We start from the raw sequence: 18148 nt of genomic DNA on the forward strand, positions 1-18148 counted from the left end.
AGGCTGTCCCACACCGTCCTTGAGTCCGCCGCCCGCGTCCGATCTCCGGACCTGCGGGCCCGGAGCCGGGCAGTGGCTTGCCGAGAACGACGACCGGCCGTCGCGCCGAGTACCGACCAGCAGTAGGGACACCGTCAGTGACAGTCAGTACCGAGGGGTCGGCGGCCGTGCGCCCGGGCCCCCCGAGCGGACCGGCCGCACACGCCCCCGGCAGCTCCGGATCCTCGGACCCGGCCCCGCGGCGCGCACTGCGCTCCCGCAGCGGGCTCCTGCTGCTGGAGGCCGCCGTGGCGTTCGCCGCGGCACTGGTCCTCCCGCTCCTGGCGCGCGGCATGAGGCTCAACCCGCTTAACCGGATCGCGCAGGTCAGCGGCCTGGCCGCGATCCAGCTGCGGTTCGCGCTGATCGGGCTGCTGTTCGTCGCCGCCGTGGTGCTGGCGATGCGGCTGCGCGGCGGGCGCCACTTCGACCTGGCCACCCGTCTTGCCGCCGCGGCCATCGCCGGCCTGGCCAGCGGCTTCGTCGCGGCGGGCGCGGTCGTCGCGCTGCTGGGCACGCCGTGGCCGATGTTCGGCCTCAACGGAGACAGCGGCCGGATCGTCGAATGGGCCCACGCCGTCGCGAACGGGCAGCCCTCGGGTTCGCCGGTCTACCCGCCGATGCCGCTCTACACCCTCGGCTACTACGCCGAGTGGTTCCACGGCGGCAACACCGCGTACGCCTTCAAGGACCTGCAGATCCTCGGCGCCGCCGCCTTCGGGCCGCTGGTCTACCTCGCCTGGCGGATGCTGCTGAGCCCGGTCCGGGCGCTCGCCTTCGGTGTCGTGCCCGCGTTCGCGCTGATCGACTCGTACAAGCCGTACAGCCAGACGGTGCTCGTGCTGCTGGTCCCGGTGCTGGTGGCGATGGTGCTGGCGCTGCGCCGCAGCGGCACGGAGGGCTGGCGGCCGCTGCTGCTCAAGGGCGCCGGGTTCGGCGTGCTGCTGGGCGTGCTGTTCCTCACGTACTCGGGCTGGTTCCTGTGGAGTGCGGCCGGCGTGCTGTTCGCCGCGCTGCTGTACTTCCCCTGGAAGACCGGCCGGCTCAAGGGCGCGGCGTTCATGGGCACGACCCTGGCGGCCTTCCTCGTGGTGGCCGGGCGCTACCTGATGGTCATGCTGAAGGAAGGGCAGACCACCAAGGACTACAACTTCCGCTTCGACAACTTCACCGACCCTGCCTACTACCTGATGTGGCGTACGGACATGCCCGGCAAGGTGGGCGACTGGCCGCCGCCGGGGGAGTTCGGCGGGGTCGGGCTGTTCGCCCTCGTGACCTTCCTCTGCCTGGGCGCCGCGATCTGGCTGGGCCTGCGCAAGCCGCTGGTCGTCACCATCGCCGCGATGTTCATCAGCGCGTGGGTGATGCGCATGTACATCGCCTCGCACATGTACGAGACGCAGACGGTCCAGCTGTACACGCGCACCAACAACCAGCTGCTCTACTGCGGTCTGATCCTCTGCGCGCTGGTGGCGCACCTGGTCTCGCTGAAGCTGGCCGAGCGGCGCACGGCGCCCGAGGCAGCCGCACCTGCATCCGAGGCATCCGAGGCGTCCGCGCCCGCCACGGGCCGTACCGGCTTCCCCGGCCGCGAGGGCGCCGTGATCGGAACCCTCTGCGCCCTCCTGCTGCTGCTCGGCACGGTCTCCTCCTCGATGTCCGACCGCTACATGCCCGCGCAGGACGGCACCTACCGGATCCTGCCCTGGGTCTCGCACACCATCCGGCAGCAGGACGGGAAGTGCCCGAAGTTCGCGCCCAAGGGCGAGTGCTCCAAGGACGGCGACCAGAGCTGGCTGAGCTACATCCGATGATCAGAGGGAAGCGATGATCTCCGCACTGAAGCGCCTGGCCGACTGGTCGGCCCGGACCCCCAAGCGGCTCTGGGCCATCGCCTTCGCGCTGTTCTTCACGCTCGCGGCCTCCTGGTCCGCAGCCACCCCGCTCGGCGGCTCCCCCGACGAGCACGCCCACTTCATCCGCGCGGCCGCCGTCGCCCGGGGCCAGATCGGCGGCCCCGAGGTGATGGTTCCGCACATGGTGGCGGGCATCGAGGGCCAGTTCGCCGAGACCGGGGTGCAGCTCCCGGAGTGGTACAAGCAGCTCCCCAAGCAGCACGAGTGCTACGCCTGGCACGAGGAGAAGCCCGCCTCCTGCGCGCCGAAGCTCGGGCACTCCGAGAAGACCGTCCAGGTCACCACCGCTGCCGGCCGCTACCACCCGGCCTACTACCTGGCGACCGGCTGGCCGAGCCTGCTGGTCAAGGGCCCGCACGGGCTGTACCTGATGCGGCTGATGTCGGCCGCGCTCTGCTCGGCGCTGCTGGCAAGCGCAGTGGTCACGGCCGCCGAGTGGCGGCGCCGTCGCTCGGTGGCGCTGCTCGGCGTGTTCACCGCGGCCACGCCGATGACCTTGTACATGGCCGGCATGGTCAACCCCAGCGGCGGTGAGATCGCCGCCGGCATCCTCGTCTGGACCGCCCTGCTGTCGATCCTCATGTCGCCCGATGCACGGCTGCTGAACCGGCGGCTGGCCCGGGTGGGCATCGGCGGACTGGTGCTGATCAACATCCGCCCGCTCGGGCTGATCTGGTTCTCCGGCGCGGTCTTCTTCGGCCTGCTGCTCGCCCACCGCGGCGTCCTGCGCTCGGTGCTGCGCCGCAGGGCCCTGTGGGTCTGGACGGCGCTGCTCGGCGTGGCCACGGCCGGTGCGCTGCTCTGGGCCGGGGCGCACCCCGACAACTCGGTGATCAACACGCCCAAGACGCTCACCGCCAAGGAAGCCGCCCGGCAGACCTTCGGCAACGCCGAGACGTACGTCCACCAGATGCTCGGCTACTTCGGCTGGCTGGACACCCCCGCACCCGCCTTCACCTGGCTGGTCTGGCTCGGCGTGATCGCGGTGCTCACCGCGCTGGGACTGGCGTACGGCCGGCTGCGCGAGGCGGTGGCGCTGATCGGCATGCTGGTGGCGATCGTGGTGGTGCCGGTGGTCGCCCAGGCCTCGCAGGCGGAGAAGCTCGGCATGGTCTGGCAGGGCCGCTACCTGCTGCCGTTCGCCGTGGGCCTGCCGCTGATGGCGGTGCTGATCTGCGCGAGCCGGGCGCCCGAGCAGGGTTTCCCGTGGCGCAGGCTGGCCGGCTTCGGTGCGGCCGGGCTCGCGCTGGCGAACGCGGCGGCGTTCTTCTGGACGCTGCGGCGCTTCGCCGTCGGCACCAGTGGCTCCTGGGTGCCGTTCTCGGCGCACTGGGTCCCGCCCGGCGGCTGGATGCTGTGGACCGGCGTGTACACGGCGGCGGCGTTCGCCCTGGTGCTGCCGGCGCTGGTGCGGGACCGCGAGCCGGCTCCGGGGGAGGATCCCGCGGAGCGGAACGGCAGCACGCGCTCGGGACGGCACTCGAAGGTGCCGGCGATCGGCTGACCCCGGTCGACCCCGGGTGGCGGGGCCGACTGCCGGGCCGTCAGGCGCCGACCTCGGCCGTCACCACGCAGGGCGTACGGTCGTCCGCCTCGGCCAGCAGCGCGCCGCCCGGGGCCCAGACCGCGGCGCGGCCGCAGCCGGTCCACGGGCCCGCCGGCCCCACGTGGTTGCCGAGGACGACGTACAGGCCGTGCTCCTCGGCGATCCCGGGGTACACGGTGGCCCGCTCCCGGATCCCGTCGCCCGTCCCGTACAGGGAGCTCGCCAGGTGCACCCGGCAGCCGTCCGCCGCCGCGCGGCCGGTGAGCCGTGCGAAGTGGTTGTCGTAGCAGACGCCGAGGGAGAAGCGGATCCCGCCGAGCTCGAAGCGGCCCTGGCTCTCGCCGGCCGCGAAGCCGCCCTGCTCGTGCCCGTACAGGTGCTGCTTGGCGTACGTCGTCACGTGCCGACCGTCCGCGCCGTAGACCAGGGTCGCGATGGCGGGCAGCGGCCCGGCGGTGCGCAGCGCGACATTGACCGCGACGGCGATACCGGCGGAGCGCAGCGGATCCAGGCGGGGATCGTCGGCGTCCGCCATCCACAGGCCGGGGTCGGCGGCCATGGCCTCCAGCTCGTAGCCGGTGAGCGTGAACTCGGGGAACACGACGAGCTCGGCGCCCTGCTCCCGGGCCTCCGCGGCGAGGGCGAGGCTCCGCTGCGTGTTGGCGGGTATGTCGGCCGGGATGCAGGTGAGCTGGGCTGCGGCGATCTTCACGGGTCCAGGATGCCAGGCCGGTCGGCCGCTCCTACGTCCACCCGGGGGTCGACGGGGGAGCGGGGCCGGGGTGATGCTGTAACGGCCCGCTTGCTCACCGGAGTTGACGGAGGATCGGCTGATGCCCGACTGGATCCAACCGGTCCTCGCCGGCGCCTTCCTGGTCGTGTCGTACCGCGTGGTCCGCACGAGCGGGGCAGGGCTGCGGGTGGCGGTGCTCCTCATGGCCGTCCTGAACGCCGGCGTGCTGTGGCTGCTCGCGGCCACCGGCCCGCCCTGGGGCGTCGTCGCGGTCGCCCTCGTGTCCCTGGTGGCCGCCGTCCACGGCCTGCTCGCGGCGATGCGGACCCTGATGGCCCGGATCCAGCGGGTCGACGCCGAAGCCTTCCGCGGCCTGGTCCTCCAGGCGGCGAACGCCCCCGGCCCCCAGGTGGTGGGCGTGTGCGTCATGTTCAGCGGCTCGCTCGCCCTCACCGCCTTCGCCGACGACGCCCACCCCGAGGGCCGCCAGTTCCACCTCGTGCCCGGACCGGACTGCCCGTTCTGCCTGGTGGAGGATCAGATCCGGGATTTCCTCGGCCCCGCGGACCCGCTGCTCGACGCCTACCGCACCCACCTGCAGGCGGGCAGCAGCCGCCACCTCCTGGTCAAGCGGCGCTCGGAGCAGGAGCCCTGGACGGGACGCCTGCGCGACCGGGTCTACTACCGGATCCCCGCCCCCGCCCGGCGCCCGCCCTGCGCGGTCCACGACCCGCTCCTGGGTCGCCCCTAGGGAGTTTCGTCAAAGCCCCTCCCCCAGCTACCGCTGGGAGGTGCCCCCAGGCCGGCGGGGCCGGCCCCGCCCGCACGGGCGGCCGGCGCTACTTCGACGACGCCCCCTGGGCCGCGGTCAGCCCGCTTCCGGCCCCCGCAGCAGGGTCAGGAACGAGCGGAAGGCGGCCGGCATGTCCACCGATTCCGGCGCGAGCAGCCACTGGTACTGAAGCCCGTCCATGACCGCGGTCAGCAGCGGGGCCGCCTGCTCCGGGGTCAGGCCCGAGGGGAGCCGGTCGCCGAACTCGGCGCGCAGCACCTGCGTCATCTCGGCGCGTACCTGGGCGTAGCGCTCGGTGAAGAACTCCCGCGCCGGATGCCCGTCGGTGACGCTCTCGCCCAGCAGCGCCGAGAAGGTCTGCACGATCCCGGGGCGCATGGCGTTGTACTCGACCAGCGAGGCCAGCAGGTCCAGGCGCCAGGCGCCGGCCGAGGCGCGCGAGCCGCCGCCGGTGTCCCAGCGGTCGCGCTCCTCCAGCACCGCGACCAGCAGCGCCTCCTTGGTCGGGAAGTAGTGCAGCAGCCCCTGCTGGGTCAGGCCGACGCGCTCGGCCACCGCGCCCAGCGACGCACCGCGGTAGCCGCGCTCCGCGATCACCTCGACCGCCGCGCGCACGATGTCGCCGCGCCGCTCCTCACTTCTCGCCCTGGCCATCGCCCCGGCACCTCTCCCGTTCACGCCGTGCCCGCCTCGTCGGCGGCGCCCTCCGTACGTTATCGGAATATCACGAACACATTACGAACCCTACCGCTCTACCGGTATCGGGTCCACGATGGGGGCACCCCCGCGGCACCCGCACCACACCCCGCCGCATGCACCCGCACGCACTCAACGAGGAGGCACGGCCGTGACCGATGCCGATCAGGTCCGCAACGACGCCGTAGAGGCGGCGCTCGGCAAACTCGACCTCGACACCAAGGCCCGGCTGCTGGCCGGCCAGGACATGTGGTCCCTGCCCGCCGTCCCCGGGATCGGGCTCGAGTCCCTCGTCATGTCCGACGGCCCCATCGGCGTCCGCGGCGTGCGCTGGACCGCCGACGACCCCTCGATCGCCCTGCCCTCCCCGACCGCGCTCGCCGCCGCCTGGGACCCCGCGCTCGCCCGCCGCGCCGGCCGCCTCCTCGCCCAGGAGGCCCGCCGCAAGGGCGTCCACGTACTCCTCGCCCCCACCGTCAACCTGCACCGCTCCCCGCTCGGCGGCCGGCACTTCGAGTGCTACTCCGAGGACCCGTACCTCACCGGCGCCATCGGAACCGGCTACGTGAACGGCGTCCAGGACGGCGGCGTCGGCACCACCGTCAAGCACTTCGTCGGCAACGACGCCGAAACCGAGCGGTTCACCGTCGACAGCGTCATCACCCCGCGCCCGCTGCGCGAGTTGTACCTGGCCCCCTTCGAGGCCATCGTCGCGAACGCCCACCCCTGGGGCATCATGACGGCGTACAACCAGGTCAACGGCACGACGATGAGCGAGCACCGCTACCTCGTGAACGAAGTCCTGCGCGGCGAATGGGGCTTCGACGGGTACAACGTCTCCGACTGGATGGCCGCCCGCTCCACCACCGGCGACATCCTCGGCGGCCTCGACGTCGCCATGCCCGGGCCGCAGACCGTCTACGGGCCCGCCCTCGCCGAGGCCGTCCGGTCCGGCGAGGTCCCCGAGTCCGCCGTGGACGAGGCCGTGCGCAACGTCCTGCGCCTCGCCGCCGTCACCGAGATCCCGGCCCCGATCGACGGCCAGGCACTGGCCCGGGAGATCGCCGCCCGCGGCTTCGTCCTCGTCCGCAACGAGACCGTGTCCGGCGAGCGGCCCGCCCTGCCGCTGGACGCCGCCCCCGGCCGCACCGTCGCCCTGATCGGGGCCGCCGGCCGCGACGCCCGCGTCCTCGGCGGCGGCTCGGCCACCGTGTTCCCCGAGCGGATCGTCTCCCCGCTGGACGGGCTGACCGCCGCCCTCCCGGAAGGGGCCCTGACCTTCACCGTCGGAGCCGACCCCAGCGAGGAAGCCGGCCCCGCCGACAAGGGCTTCGAGCTCCGCGCGGTCTGCCGCGACGCCTCCGGCGCCGTCCTCGGCGAGGGCAGCCTGCCGACCGGCCAGGTCCAGTGGATCGGCGACGACCTGCCCGCGGGCGTCTCGTACGAGACCATGGCGAGCATCGAGGTCACGGGTACGTTCGTGCCGCGCGAGAGCGGCGAGCACACCTTCGGCACCCGCGGACTCGGCGCCTTCGCCCTCGCCGTCGGCGGGGAGACCCGCTGGGAGGGCGTCCAGGCGATGGGCAACGAGGCCGACCCGTTCGAGGCCTTCTTCGGCGCCCCCAGCGAGCGCGCCCGCGTCGGTCTCACCGAGGGCGAGGCCGTCGAGGTCTCGCTGACCTTCCAGGTCCCCGACATGACCACCCTGCCGCTCAAGGCGATCATGTTCTCGCTGCTCCACCTCGGCCCGCGGCGCGACGCCGACGAGCTGATCGCCGAGGCCGTGGCCGCCGCCCGCGCCGCCGACACCGCCGTCGTGGTCGTCGCCACCACCGAGGGCGTGGAGTCCGAGGGCTTCGACCGGCGGGACCTCGCCCTGCCGGGCCGTCAGGACGACCTCGTGCGGGCCGTCGCCGCCGCCAACCCGAACACCGTGGTCGTCGTCAACGCCGGATCCCCGGTGGAACTGCCGTGGCGGGACGAGGTGGCCGCCGTACTCCTGACCTGGTTCCCCGGGCAGGAGGGCGGGGCCGCGCTGGCCGACGTACTCCTCGGGCACGCGGAGCCCGGCGGGCGGCTGCCCACCACCTGGCCCGCGCGGTTCGCCGACGCGCCCGTCACCGAGGTCGTCCCGACCGACGGCCGGCTGGAGTACCGCGAGGGGCTGTTCATCGGCTACCGGGCGTACGAGGCCCAGGGCGTCGCCCCCGCCTTCCCGTTCGGGCACGGCCTCGGCTACACCGACTGGGCGTACGAGTCCCTCGAGGTCACCGGCACCACTGCCCGGGTCCGCGTCACCAACACCGGCACCCGGCCCGGCCGTGAGGTCGTCCAGCTCTACCTGGCCCCCGTCGCCACGGCGTCCGGCAGCGCGCAGAGCGCGGCCGTGGAACGCCCGGCGAGCTGGCTGGCCGCCTTCGCGGGCGTCGCGGCGGGCCCCGGGGAGAGCGTCGAGGCCGAGATCGCCCTGCCCGCCCGGGCCTTCGAGATCTGGGACGAGGAGGCCCGCGGCTGGCAGCGGATCGGCGGCGCGTACGAGGTCCGCGCGAGCCGCGCCCACGGCGACACGCGGCTCACGGCGACCCTGGAGGTCTAAGCGGCCTCCCCGAGGCCGCTTAGACCTCCAGGGCCGGCCGGAAATCACCCATGAACCGGACCGGGGGCGGGCCCTGACACCCGCCCCCGGTCCCCGGCCGTCCCTGCCGGTCCGTCAGCGCGGCGGCTCGGCCGCCGTCACCTGGCGGTGCGCCAGCTCCGCGAGCCGGGCCTGCCCGTCCTTGCCCGGGTGGAACCAGTCCCAGCGGCTCAACTGGTCTGCGGCGAACGGGTACTGGAACACCGCACCGCCGTCGTAGCGGCACAGCGCGTCCTTCTTGCAGACCTCGCGGAGCACCTCGTTGTACTCGACCACCCGCGCCCGCACCTGCTCGCGCCGGGCCGTGGCCCCGGACGCCGCCGACAGCGGATCCGCCAGCATCGACTGACAGATCCCCAGCTTCCAGATCTGCCGCACCATCGGGCTGTCCTTGCCCTGCTCCCACAAGCGCTGCAAGTCCGGCACGCTGGAGACGTACACCTGGGACGCGGGGGAGGCCGCCCGCAGACCCGCGAGGGCCTTCTCGAACGCGGCACGGAAATCCGCCACCGGCGTCATCGAAGAAGCCGACGGGCGGCAGGCGTCGTTCGAGCCCACCATCACCGTGACCAGGTCGGGCTTGTGCTCCGCGGCCGAGGCCAGCTGACCTGCCAGGTCCGCCATCCGCGAGCCCGTCACCGCGTAGTTCCAGCTGCGCGCGGGCACCTCGGCCTCCCCGAGCAGCCGGGTGGCGAGGGAGTGGACGGCGGGGTCGTTGCCGGTGGCCCAGGAGACCTCCGGGCAGTCCGCCAGGACCGAACAGGCGTCGAAACCCCGTGTGATGGAGTCGCCGACGGCGGCGACCGACGCGGGCGCGGTGTTCCAGCGCGGCCCTGCCTGCGCCCCCCGCTCACCCTCCGTGGCCGACCCGCCCGACTGACACCCGGTCAGCGCCCCGGCCAGGAGGACCGCCGCCGCGCCCGCGCCCGCGAGAGTCCGGCGCGCGCGGCGGCGCAGGGCGGTGGTGCACATCGGGTGGTCCCCTCCTCGTCGCCCCACGTCCTCCGGGGGCGTCCTGCTGAGTGAATGCTCTGTGTTTGGCGGCCTCGGACCGACCGTACGTCACACCATGACCCCTGGCGCACGGTAGCTTTTTCCCGTGGCGTTTCGGCCGCAGGTCCCGTGGCGCAATGTCAAATAATTTCCGTTACATTACATCACGTCACATACTGTCCGTTTTCTGGAGTTTATTCCCGACCTCGTCCCACACTGGAGGTCCCGGTGACGACACGTGGAGTTCTGTACGTGCATTCCGCACCGCGCGCGCTCTGCCCGCACGTGGAATGGGCTGTTGCGGGCGTGCTCGGGGTGCGGGTGAACCTCGACTGGATCAGGCAGCCCGCCTCCCCCGGCACCTGGAGAGCCGAGTTCTCCTGGCAGGCCGAAGCGGGCACCGCGTCGAAGCTCGCCTCCGCGCTGCGCGGCTGGCACCTGCTGCGCTTCGAGGTGACCGCGGAACCCTGCCCGACCGCCGAGGGCGAGCGCTACAGCTCCACCCCGGAGCTCGGCATCTTCCACGCCGTCACCGGCATGCACGGCGACATCCTGATCCCCGAGGACCGGCTGCGCGCGGCCCTCGCCCGGTCGGCGCGCGGCGAGACCGACCTGGAGGCGGAGATCGCCAAACTGCTCGGCAAGCCCTGGGACGACGAGCTGGAGCCCTTCCGCTACGCGGGCGAGGGCGCCCCGGTCCGCTGGCTCCACCAGGTCGTCTGAGTTTCGGGGCATACGGAAAGGGCCCGCCCGGCGAGTGCCGGGCGGGCCTTTTCGTACGTACTGCCTCGCCGACTAGACGCTACGGAAGGCCAGCGTCACGTTGTGGCCGCCGAAGCCGAACGAGTTGTTGATCGCGGAGATCGGGCCCTCGGCCGGCAGCTTGCGCGGCTCGCCGACGACGATGTCCGCGTCGATGCCCTCGTCGAGCTCGTCGACGTTGATGGTCGCCGGGGCGATCCGGTGGTACAGCGCGAGCACGGTCGCGACGGTCTCGATACCGCCGGCGCCGCCCAGCAGGTGACCGGTCATCGACTTGGTCGCGGAGATCGCGATGTGGTCGAGGTCGTCGCCCAGGACCTTGCGCAGGGCCTTCAGCTCGGCCGTGTCACCCTGCGGGGTGGACGTGGCGTGCGCGTTGAGGTGGACCAGTTCGGCCGGGTCGAGACCCGTGTTGTCGAGCAGGTTCTGCACCGCCGCCGCGACACCGCGGCCGGTCGGCTCAGGCTGCGCGATGTGGTGGCTGTCCGCGGACAGGCCCTGGCCCAGCACCTCGCAGTAGACCCGGGCGCCGCGCGCCGCGGCGTGCTCGGCGGACTCCAGGACGACGACGCCCGCGCCCTCGCCGAGGACGAAGCCGTCACGGGCCTTGTCGTACGGGCGGGAGGCCTGCTGGGGGTTCTCGTTGTTCTTGGACATCGCCATCATGTTGGCGAACGCGGCGATCGGCAGCGGGTGGATCGCCGCCTCGGTGCCGCCCGCGACGACCACGTCGGCGCGGCCGGTACGGATCATCTCGACGGCGTAGCCGATGGCCTCGGCGCCCGAGGCGCACGCGCTGACCGGAGTGTGCACGCCCGCCTGGGCGTTGACCTCCAGGCCGACGTTGGCCGACGGGCCGTTCGGCATGAGCATGGGGACGGTGTGCGGGGAGACCCGGCGCACACCCTTTTCCTTCAGTACGTCGTACTGGTCGAGCAGGGTGGTGACGCCGCCGATACCGGAGGCGATCACGGTGCCCAGGCGCTCGGGCGCGATGGCCGCGTCCTCGCCCGCCGGGGCGGTGTAGCCGGCATCCGCCCAGGCCTCACGGGCGGCGATGACGGCGAACTGGGCCGAGCGGTCCAGCTTGCGGGCCAGCGGGCGCGGCAGGACCTCACTCGGGTCCACGGCGACCGGGGCGGCGATACGGACCGGGAGTTCGGCGAAGCGCTCGCCCTCGAGGGGCTTGACGCCGGAACGACCGGCGAGCAGACCTTCCCAGGTCGAAGCGCTGTCGCCACCCAGCGGAGTGGTTGCGCCGATACCGGTGACGACCACGGTGCGATTGGTCGGGCTCACAGGAATTCTTTCTCCACGTCTCAGGGGGTGCTGAATTGTCACGGCGCCACCGCCGGGTGGCGACAAACGCTCGTCAGGCTCAGGCCTGGTGCTTCAGGATGTAGTCCGCGGCGTCGCCGACCGTCTTGAGGTTCTTGACGTCCTCGTCCGGGATCTTGACGTCGAAGCGCTCTTCGGCGGCGACGACGACCTCGACCATGGAGAGCGAGTCGACGTCCAGGTCGTCGGTGAAGGACTTCCCGAACTCGACGTCCTCGACGGGGATGCCGGCGATCTCGTTGACGATCTCCGCGAGGCCCGCGATGATCTCTTCCTGCGTGGCGGCCATGTGGCGCTCCTTCTATAGCTAACTGGGGTGAAGCAGGGTCGGGATGTGGATCCCGGGCCTTAGGGGAGGGTAACGACCGTCGCGGCGTAGACGAGTCCCGCCCCGAAGCCGATGACGAGCGCGGTGTCGCCGCTCTTCGCCGCTCCGGTCGCCAGGAGCCGCTCCATAGCGAGCGGGATCGAGGCGGCCGAGGTGTTGCCGGTGGTCTCCACGTCACGGGCGACCGTGACGTGCTCCGGCAGCTTCAGAGTCTTCACCATCGAGTCGATGATCCGCATGTTTGCCTGGTGCGGAATGAAGACGTCCAGGTCGTCCGCGGTGATCCCGGCGGCGTCGAGCGCCTGCTGGGCCACCTTGGCCATCTCGAAGACGGCCCAGCGGAAGACCGCCTGACCCTCCTGCGTGATGGCCGGGAACTTCTCGCCGCCGTCCTTGCCGAGGTACTCGTCCCACGGCACGGTCTGCTTGATCGTCTCGGACTTGTCGCCCTCGGAACCCCACACCGTGGGGCCTATGGCCGGCTCGTCCGAGGGGCCGACGATCACGGCGCCGGCGCCGTCGCCGAACAGGAAGGCCGTCGCGCGGTCCTCCAGGTCGGTCAGGTCCGACAGCCGCTCCACGCCGATGACGAGGACGTACTGGGCGGAACCTTCCACCACGAGGCCCTTGGCGAGCGTCAGTCCGTATCCGAAGCCGGCGCAGCCCGCGGAGATGTCGAACGCGGCCGGCTTGACCGCTCCGACCCGGTGCGCGATCTCGGTCGCGACGGCCGGGGTCTGCTTGAAGTGCGAGACCGTCGAGACGATCACGGCACCGATCTGCTCCGGCGAGACACCCGCATCGGCCAGCGCCTTGCCGGAGGCCTCCACGGACATCGCGGCGACGGTCTCCTGGGGCGAGGCCCAGTGCCGGGTCGCGATGCCGGAGCGGGAGCGGATCCACTCGTCCGACGAGTCGATCGTCTCGAGGATGACCTCGTTGGAGACCACGCGGGTCGGGCGGTAGCCGCCGACGCCGAGGATACGGGCGTACGGAGAGCCCTTGGCAGGCTTGATCTTCGACATGCTGTGTGGGCTCCTTCTCTCAGGCCGCGTGCTCGGCGATGAGTGCCGCGGCCTTTTCGAGATCGTCCGGCGTCTTCAGGGCCACGTTCGGTACGCCCTTGAGCGCACGCTTGGCCAGACCCGTCAGAGTGCCACCCGGGCTGAGCTCGATGATCCCGGTGACGCCCAGCTCGCGGAACCTCTCCATGCACAGGTCCCAGCGGACCGGGTTCGCGACCTGGCCGACCAGGCGGGCGACGACGTCGGCGCCCGCGGTGACGACGTGGCCGTCCTTGTTCGAGACGTACGTCAGCTCCGGGTCGGCCGGGGTGAGGGCCTGCGCGGCCTTCTCCAGCGTGGCGACCGCAGGAGCCATGTGGTGCGTGTGGAAGGCGCCCGCGACCTTGAGGGCGACGACCTTGATGGAGCCCTCGGGCTTCTCGGCCACCAGGGCCGCGATCTGCTCCATCGTGCCCGCGGCCGCGATCTGGCCGGCACCGTTGATGTTCGCCGGGGTCAGCCCCAGCTTCTCCAGGTGCGCGACGACCACGTCCTGGTCGCCGCCGAGTACGGCGGCCATGCCCGTCTCGGTGACGGCGGCGGCCTCGGCCATGGCCAGGCCCCGGGTGCGTACGAACGACAGCGCGTCAACGTCGGACAGCACACCGGCGTACGCGGCGGCGGTGATCTCACCGACGCTGTGGCCCGCGACGGCACCGAAGGCCGTACGGGAGCCCAGCGCGGAAGCGGACAGCAGACCGGCGGCCACCAGCAGGGGCTGGGCCACCGCCGTGTCGCGGATCTCGTCCGCGTCGGCCTTCGTGCCGTAGTGGGCAAGGTCGAGCCCGATGGCGTCGGACCACTCGGCGACGCGGTCAGCGGCGCCGGGGAGGTCGAGCCAGGGAGTCAGGAAGCCGGGCGTCTGTGCGCCTTGGCCGGGAGCGACGAGTACGAGCACCCTCACACTCTCTCTTGTGGATGGTCCCGCCCGCCCGTGGGGACAGGGACGAAGAACCGTCGGGGTAATTGTTGATGTCCGACAAAAGTCTAGGACTGCTGATCGCCGTCGGCCAGACGCCCGAGGATCAAGGCGATCCGCAGCGTGAACGCGGAGCGGACATCGGACGGCGACCAGCCGGTGACGTCGGTCACACGTCGGAGCCGGTAGCGCACCGTGTTCGGGTGCACGAACAACATCCGCGCCGCCCCTTCCAGGCTGCTCGCCTGCTCCAGATACACGCTCAGCGTCTCCAGCAGAGCCGACCCCGCCTCTTCCAGCGGTCTGTAGATCTCCTCCACCAACTGCTCCCGGGCGGAGGGATCCGAGGCGATCGCTCGCTCCGGCAGGAGATCGTCCGCAAGCACCGGCCGCGGGGCGTCCTGCCAGGCCGTGCCCGCCTTCAGCCCGGCCGCCGCGGCCTGCGCGGACTTGGTGGCGTTCAGCAGGTCCGGAACCACCGGCCCCGCCACCACCGGACCCGCCGCGAACGGCCCGATCAGCGACTTCGCCACCTGGATCGGGTTGTCGCTGCCGCCCGCGATCACGACCAGGCGGTCACCGAGCACACCCGTGAGGACCTGCAGCTTGTGGTGCCGGGCCGCGCGCCGGATCGCCTCGACCGTCAGCTCGCTGTCGCCCTCCGGTGCGGTGCCCAGCACCACGCACACGTGCTCCGGCGAGTTCCAGCCCAGCGCCGCGGCCCGCGAGAGCGCACCCTCGTCGGCCTCGCCGGACAGCACCGCGTTCACGACGAGGGACTCCAGGCGGGCGTCCCACGCCCCCCGCGCCTCGGCGGCCTGCGCGTACACCTGGGCCGTCGCGAACGCGATCTCCCGGGCGTACACCAGCAGCGCCTCGCGCAGGATCGACTCGTCGCCCGGGGCCGCGACCTCCTCGATCGCGGCCTCCATGACCTCGATCGTCGTACGGACCATCTCCACGGTCTGGCGTAGCGTGATCGCCCGGGTCAGCTCGCGCGGAGCCGTCCCGAAGACGTCCGTCGAGATCGCCTGCGGGGTCTCCGGGTGCCGGAACCACTCGGTGAACGCGGCGATGCCGGCCTGGGCGACCAGGCCGATCCAGGACCGGTTCTCCGGGGGCATCGCCCGGTACCACGGCAGGGTCTCGTCCATGCGGGCGATCGCGTTGGCGGCGAGCCGGCCGGAGGACTTCTCCAGTCGGCGCAGCGTCGCGGCGTGCGGATGGGCGGGAGCGGGATGCGCGGGGGAATGCTCACGTTCGGCTTGGGGCACGGGACAAGACTGCCTTATCGGGACGGCGGCGCGGAGTCCGGTCCCACGGCGGCGTTCCGCCGGGGGGCTACGGTGACCCCCATGATTGACGTACGCCGCGGGGCCGACCGGTACGGGGGCGGGGATCCGGACAGCGGGATCACCACCCTGCACGCCTTCTCCTTCGGCCGGTTCTACGACCCGGACAACGTGCGCTTCGGCCCGGTCCTGGCCTGCAACGAGGAGACCCTCCCCCCGGGCGCCGGCTTCGACGAGCACCCGCACAGCCACACCGAGATCGTGACGTGGGTCGTCCAGGGCGAGCTCACGCACAAGGGCAGCACCGGAGAGAGCACCGTGGTCCGGCCCGGCGACGTGCAGCACCTCGGCGCCGGATCCGGCGCCCGGCACATCGAGCGCAACGACGGCGCGGTGCCGCTGCGCTTCGTGCAGATGTGGCTCGCGCCCCTCGCCTCCGGCGGGGAGCCCTCGTACACGCTCGTCCGCGGGATCTGCGACGACACCCCGTACGAGGTCCCCGCGGCCGGCGCCGTCCTGCACGTCCGCAGGCCCGGCGCGGGCGAGCGGATCGCCGTACCGGCGGCGGAGCGGGTCTACCTGCACGTGGTCCGCGGGGACCTGCGCCTGGACGGGGAGGAGCTCGGACCCGGGGACGCGGCGCGGATCACCGGCGAGCCGGGCCTGGAGATCGTCGCCGGATCCCCGGGGGAGCTGCTGATCTGGGAGCTGCCCTAAGGGTGAGCAGCCCTGGCCGGTCAGCGGCCGGCGAGCTCGGCGAGGACCGCGTCGGTGAACGCGGGCCAGGCCTCCACGGCCCACGGGCCGAAGGCGCGGTCGGCCAGTGCCACACACGCGGCGCGCGCGTCCGGGTCCACCCACAGGAAGGTGCCGGCCTGCCCGAAGTGGCCGAACGTGCGCGGCGAGGACGAGGCACCCGTCCAGTGCGGGGCCTTGCCGTCGCGGATCTCCAGGCCGAGCCCCCAGTCGTTGGGGGACTGGATCCCGTACCCCGGGAGCACGCCCTTGAGGCCCGGGTGGACGACGGAGGTGGCCTCCGCGACCGTACGGACGTCGAGCAGCCGGGGCGCCTGGAGCTCGGCGGCGAACCGGACCAGGTCGGAGACGGTCGAGACGCCGTCCTTGGCGGGCGAGCCCTCCAGCGTCGTCGACGCCATGCCGAGCGGCTCGAACACCGCCTGGTGCACGTACTCCGCGAAGGGGATGCCGGTGGCCTTGGTGATGTGGTCGCCGAGCACCTCGAAACCGGCGTTCGAGTACAGCCGGCGCGTGCCGGGCGCCGCCATCGCGCGGTGCTCGTCGAAGGCCAGCCCGCTGGTGTGGGCGAGCAGGTGACGGACCGTCGAGCCCTCGGGGCCGGCCGGCTCGTCCAGCTCGATCGCCCCCTCCTCGTACGCGACGAGTGCGGCGTACGCGGCGAGCGGCTTGGTCACCGAGGCCAGCGCGAAGCGGTGGCCGACGGGCCCGTGGGAGCCGGCCAGGCTCCCGTCGGCGCGTACGACGGCCGCCGCGGCGGTCGGAACCGGCCAGTTCTCGATGATCCGCAGGCTCTGCAGGGTTTCCACGCTCTCCATGCGGCCGAGCCTACTTGCTTGGAGTGCACTCCAAGGTTTTAGCGTGGTCGCCATGAGCCTGACGCAGACGCGGTACACGATCAGCGAGGTCGAGGCCCGGACCGGTCTGACCCAGCACACCCTGCGCTGGTACGAGCGGATCGGCCTGATGCCGCACGTGGACCGCTCTCACTCGGGACAGCGCCGGTTCACCGACAAGGACCTCCACTGGCTGGCCTTCGTGGGCAAGCTGCGCGCCACCGGGATGTCGGTGGCCGACATGGTCCGCTACGCGGAACTCGTGCGCGAGGGCGAGCACACCGTCGACCAGCGCCGCGAACTGCTGGAGCAGACGCGGCGCGAGGTGCGCACGCGCATCACGGAGCTGACCGACGCGCTCGCCGTACTGGACTTCAAGATCGGCATGTACGCCACGGTCACGACCGCGGGGAAGGCGAAAGAGCAATGACGAAGAACACCACCATCGAGCAGGCCGAACTCGGCAAGGGCGGCCCGCGGGTCGGTGTCCAGGGCCTCGGCTGCATGGGCATGAGCGAGTTCTACGGGGACACCGACGAGGCAGCCGCCCGCGAGACCCTGGACGCGGCCCTCGCCGCCGGGGTCACCCTCTTCGACACCGCGGACGTCTACGGGCGCGGCCGCAACGAGGAGTTCCTCGCGCCGTTCGTGGCCGCGCACCGGGACGGGATCACCCTCGCCACCAAGTTCGCCATCGAGCGCACCGACGACCCGCAGTACCGGGGCATCCGCAACGACCGCGCGTACATCCGCGGGGCCGTGGAGGACAGCCTGCGCCGGCTGGGGACCGAGGTGATCGACCTCTACTACATGCACCGGCGCGACCCGGCCGTGCCGTTCGCCGAGTCGGTGGGCGCGATGGCCGAGCTGGTGCAGGAGGGGAAGGTGCGCCACCTGGGGCTCAGCGAGGTCACCGGCGCCGAGTTGCGCGAGGCGTACGCGGTGCACCCGATCGCGGCGCTCCAGTCGGAGTGGTCGCTGTTCAGCCGGGACGTGGAGCGCAGCGCGGTGGGCGCGGCGGCGGAGCTGGGCGTGGCCTTCGTGCCGTACTCCCCGCTCGGGCGCGGTTTCCTGACCGGCGCGTTCACGGACGCGGCGGAGCTGTCGGCGGGTGACTTCCGCGCCTTCCAGCCGCGGTTCACCGGCGACAACGCCAAGGCCAACGCGGCGCTGCTGGAGCCGGTGCGGCAGATCGCGCAGGCGCACGGGGCGACCCCGGCGCAGATCGCGCTGGCCTGGGTGCACGAGCAGGCGCGGGTGCACGGGCTGACGGTGGTCCCGATCCCCGGCACCCGCAGGCCGAGCCGCCTCGCGGAGAACACCGCGGCGACCCGGATCACCCTGACGCAGGCGGAGCTGGCCCTGCTGGAGCCGATCGCCGCCCAGGTCGCGGGCGACCGCTACCCGGACATGAGCTCGACCTCGGCGGCCCGCGAGGAGTAGCCCGCAGCCACCGCGCCGGGGTGCCCCCCGGTGCGGTGGCCGGTGCGGTGGCCGGCGGA

17 protein-coding genes are annotated in these 18148 nt (G+C 72.5%); 8 read left to right on the forward strand and 9 right to left on the reverse strand.

The features are described from left to right. The first annotated feature begins 137 nt into the window (after nucleotides 1–137). Together OHT74_RS26275 and OHT74_RS26280 are read left to right on the forward strand one after the other, a co-directional pair. The gene (locus tag OHT74_RS26275; RefSeq protein ID WP_328621575.1) at nucleotides 138–1853 is read left to right on the forward strand and encodes a hypothetical protein; all 1716 of its coding nucleotides are present in this window, start codon (nucleotides 138–140) and stop codon (nucleotides 1851–1853) included. 13 nt (nucleotides 1854–1866) lie between these two features. Then, the gene (locus OHT74_RS26280) at nucleotides 1867–3459 is read left to right on the forward strand and encodes a DUF2142 domain-containing protein (protein WP_328621576.1); all 1593 of its coding nucleotides are present in this window, start codon (nucleotides 1867–1869) and stop codon (nucleotides 3457–3459) included. A gap of 40 nt (nucleotides 3460–3499) precedes the next feature. Here OHT74_RS26280 and OHT74_RS26285 read toward each other — a convergent pair whose 3' ends face one another. After that, entirely contained in the window at nucleotides 3500–4213 is a 714-nt protein-coding gene (locus tag OHT74_RS26285) for a carbon-nitrogen hydrolase family protein (RefSeq protein WP_328621577.1), read from the reverse strand. A 121-nt stretch (nucleotides 4214–4334) separates the two neighbouring features. Here OHT74_RS26285 and OHT74_RS26290 point away from each other — a divergent pair, with 121 nt between their 5' ends. After that, nucleotides 4335–4985: a hypothetical protein gene (locus tag OHT74_RS26290; protein ID WP_328621578.1), complete on the forward strand. Its 651-nt coding sequence runs from the start codon at nucleotides 4335–4337 to the stop codon at nucleotides 4983–4985. Nucleotides 4986–5102: 117 nt separating this feature from the next. Here the strand turns inward: OHT74_RS26290 and OHT74_RS26295 are convergent, their stop codons facing one another. After that, entirely contained in the window at nucleotides 5103–5681 is a 579-nt protein-coding gene (locus OHT74_RS26295; RefSeq protein ID WP_328621579.1) for a TetR/AcrR family transcriptional regulator, read from the reverse strand. Nucleotides 5682–5799: 118 nt separating this feature from the next. Here OHT74_RS26295 and OHT74_RS26300 point away from each other — a divergent pair, with 118 nt between their 5' ends. Beyond that, nucleotides 5800–8319, forward strand: a complete 2520-nt coding sequence (locus OHT74_RS26300; protein WP_443047563.1) for a beta-glucosidase family protein — start codon at nucleotides 5800–5802, stop codon at nucleotides 8317–8319. A 114-nt stretch (nucleotides 8320–8433) separates the two neighbouring features. Here the strand turns inward: OHT74_RS26300 and OHT74_RS26305 are convergent, their stop codons facing one another. Then, nucleotides 8434–9330 (reverse strand): SGNH/GDSL hydrolase family protein, encoded by an 897-nt coding sequence (locus OHT74_RS26305; RefSeq protein ID WP_328621581.1) that lies wholly within the window; start codon nucleotides 9328–9330, stop codon nucleotides 8434–8436. Between the two features lie 249 nt (nucleotides 9331–9579). Between OHT74_RS26305 and OHT74_RS26310 the strand changes: the two genes are divergently transcribed. Then, the gene (locus OHT74_RS26310) at nucleotides 9580–10074 is read left to right on the forward strand and encodes a DUF3145 domain-containing protein (protein WP_030160508.1); all 495 of its coding nucleotides are present in this window, start codon (nucleotides 9580–9582) and stop codon (nucleotides 10072–10074) included. 72 nt (nucleotides 10075–10146) lie between these two features. Here the strand turns inward: OHT74_RS26310 and fabF are convergent, their stop codons facing one another. The 5 genes from fabF to OHT74_RS26335 all read right to left on the reverse strand — a co-directional run bounded on the left by fabF (nucleotide 10147) and on the right by OHT74_RS26335 (nucleotide 15036). Beyond that, the gene (fabF, locus tag OHT74_RS26315; RefSeq protein WP_266667330.1) at nucleotides 10147–11412 is read right to left on the reverse strand and encodes a beta-ketoacyl-ACP synthase II; all 1266 of its coding nucleotides are present in this window, start codon (nucleotides 11410–11412) and stop codon (nucleotides 10147–10149) included. Between the two features lie 79 nt (nucleotides 11413–11491). Next, entirely contained in the window at nucleotides 11492–11740 is a 249-nt protein-coding gene (locus OHT74_RS26320; protein ID WP_266667332.1) for an acyl carrier protein, read from the reverse strand. A 59-nt stretch (nucleotides 11741–11799) separates the two neighbouring features. Further along, nucleotides 11800–12804: a ketoacyl-ACP synthase III gene (locus OHT74_RS26325; RefSeq protein WP_266667334.1), complete on the reverse strand. Its 1005-nt coding sequence runs from the start codon at nucleotides 12802–12804 to the stop codon at nucleotides 11800–11802. Nucleotides 12805–12823: 19 nt separating this feature from the next. Continuing rightward, nucleotides 12824–13741 carry an ACP S-malonyltransferase gene (locus OHT74_RS26330; protein ID WP_266667336.1) on the reverse strand — a complete coding sequence of 306 codons (918 nt, stop codon included), beginning with the start codon at nucleotides 13739–13741 and terminating at the stop codon, nucleotides 12824–12826. Between the two features lie 89 nt (nucleotides 13742–13830). Further along, nucleotides 13831–15036, reverse strand: a complete 1206-nt coding sequence (locus OHT74_RS26335) for a PucR family transcriptional regulator (RefSeq protein ID WP_266667338.1) — start codon at nucleotides 15034–15036, stop codon at nucleotides 13831–13833. Nucleotides 15037–15117: 81 nt separating this feature from the next. On the opposite strand from OHT74_RS26335, the gene OHT74_RS26340 reads away from it, so the two are divergent. Continuing rightward, a complete protein-coding gene (locus OHT74_RS26340; RefSeq protein WP_328621582.1) occupies nucleotides 15118–15771 on the forward strand; it encodes a pirin family protein in 654 nt (217 codons plus the stop codon). Between the two features lie 20 nt (nucleotides 15772–15791). On the opposite strand, the gene OHT74_RS26345 is transcribed toward OHT74_RS26340, so the two are convergent. Next, nucleotides 15792–16610, reverse strand: coding sequence for a serine hydrolase domain-containing protein (locus tag OHT74_RS26345; protein WP_266673064.1), 819 nt, complete (start codon nucleotides 16608–16610; stop codon nucleotides 15792–15794). A 70-nt stretch (nucleotides 16611–16680) separates the two neighbouring features. Here OHT74_RS26345 and OHT74_RS26350 point away from each other — a divergent pair, with 70 nt between their 5' ends. Continuing rightward, the gene (locus tag OHT74_RS26350; RefSeq protein WP_266667342.1) at nucleotides 16681–17076 is read left to right on the forward strand and encodes a MerR family transcriptional regulator; all 396 of its coding nucleotides are present in this window, start codon (nucleotides 16681–16683) and stop codon (nucleotides 17074–17076) included. After that, complete coding sequence (locus OHT74_RS26355) at nucleotides 17073–18089, forward strand: aldo/keto reductase (protein ID WP_266667344.1); 1017 nt, start codon at nucleotides 17073–17075, stop codon at nucleotides 18087–18089. The genes OHT74_RS26350 and OHT74_RS26355 overlap by 4 nt, the downstream gene beginning before the upstream one ends. Nucleotides 18090–18148 lie beyond the last annotated feature (59 nt).

Origin of the sequence: Streptomyces sp. NBC_00354, assembly GCF_036106915.1 — a bacterium.
In the GTDB taxonomy this organism is placed as follows: domain Bacteria; phylum Actinomycetota; class Actinomycetes; order Streptomycetales; family Streptomycetaceae; genus Streptomyces.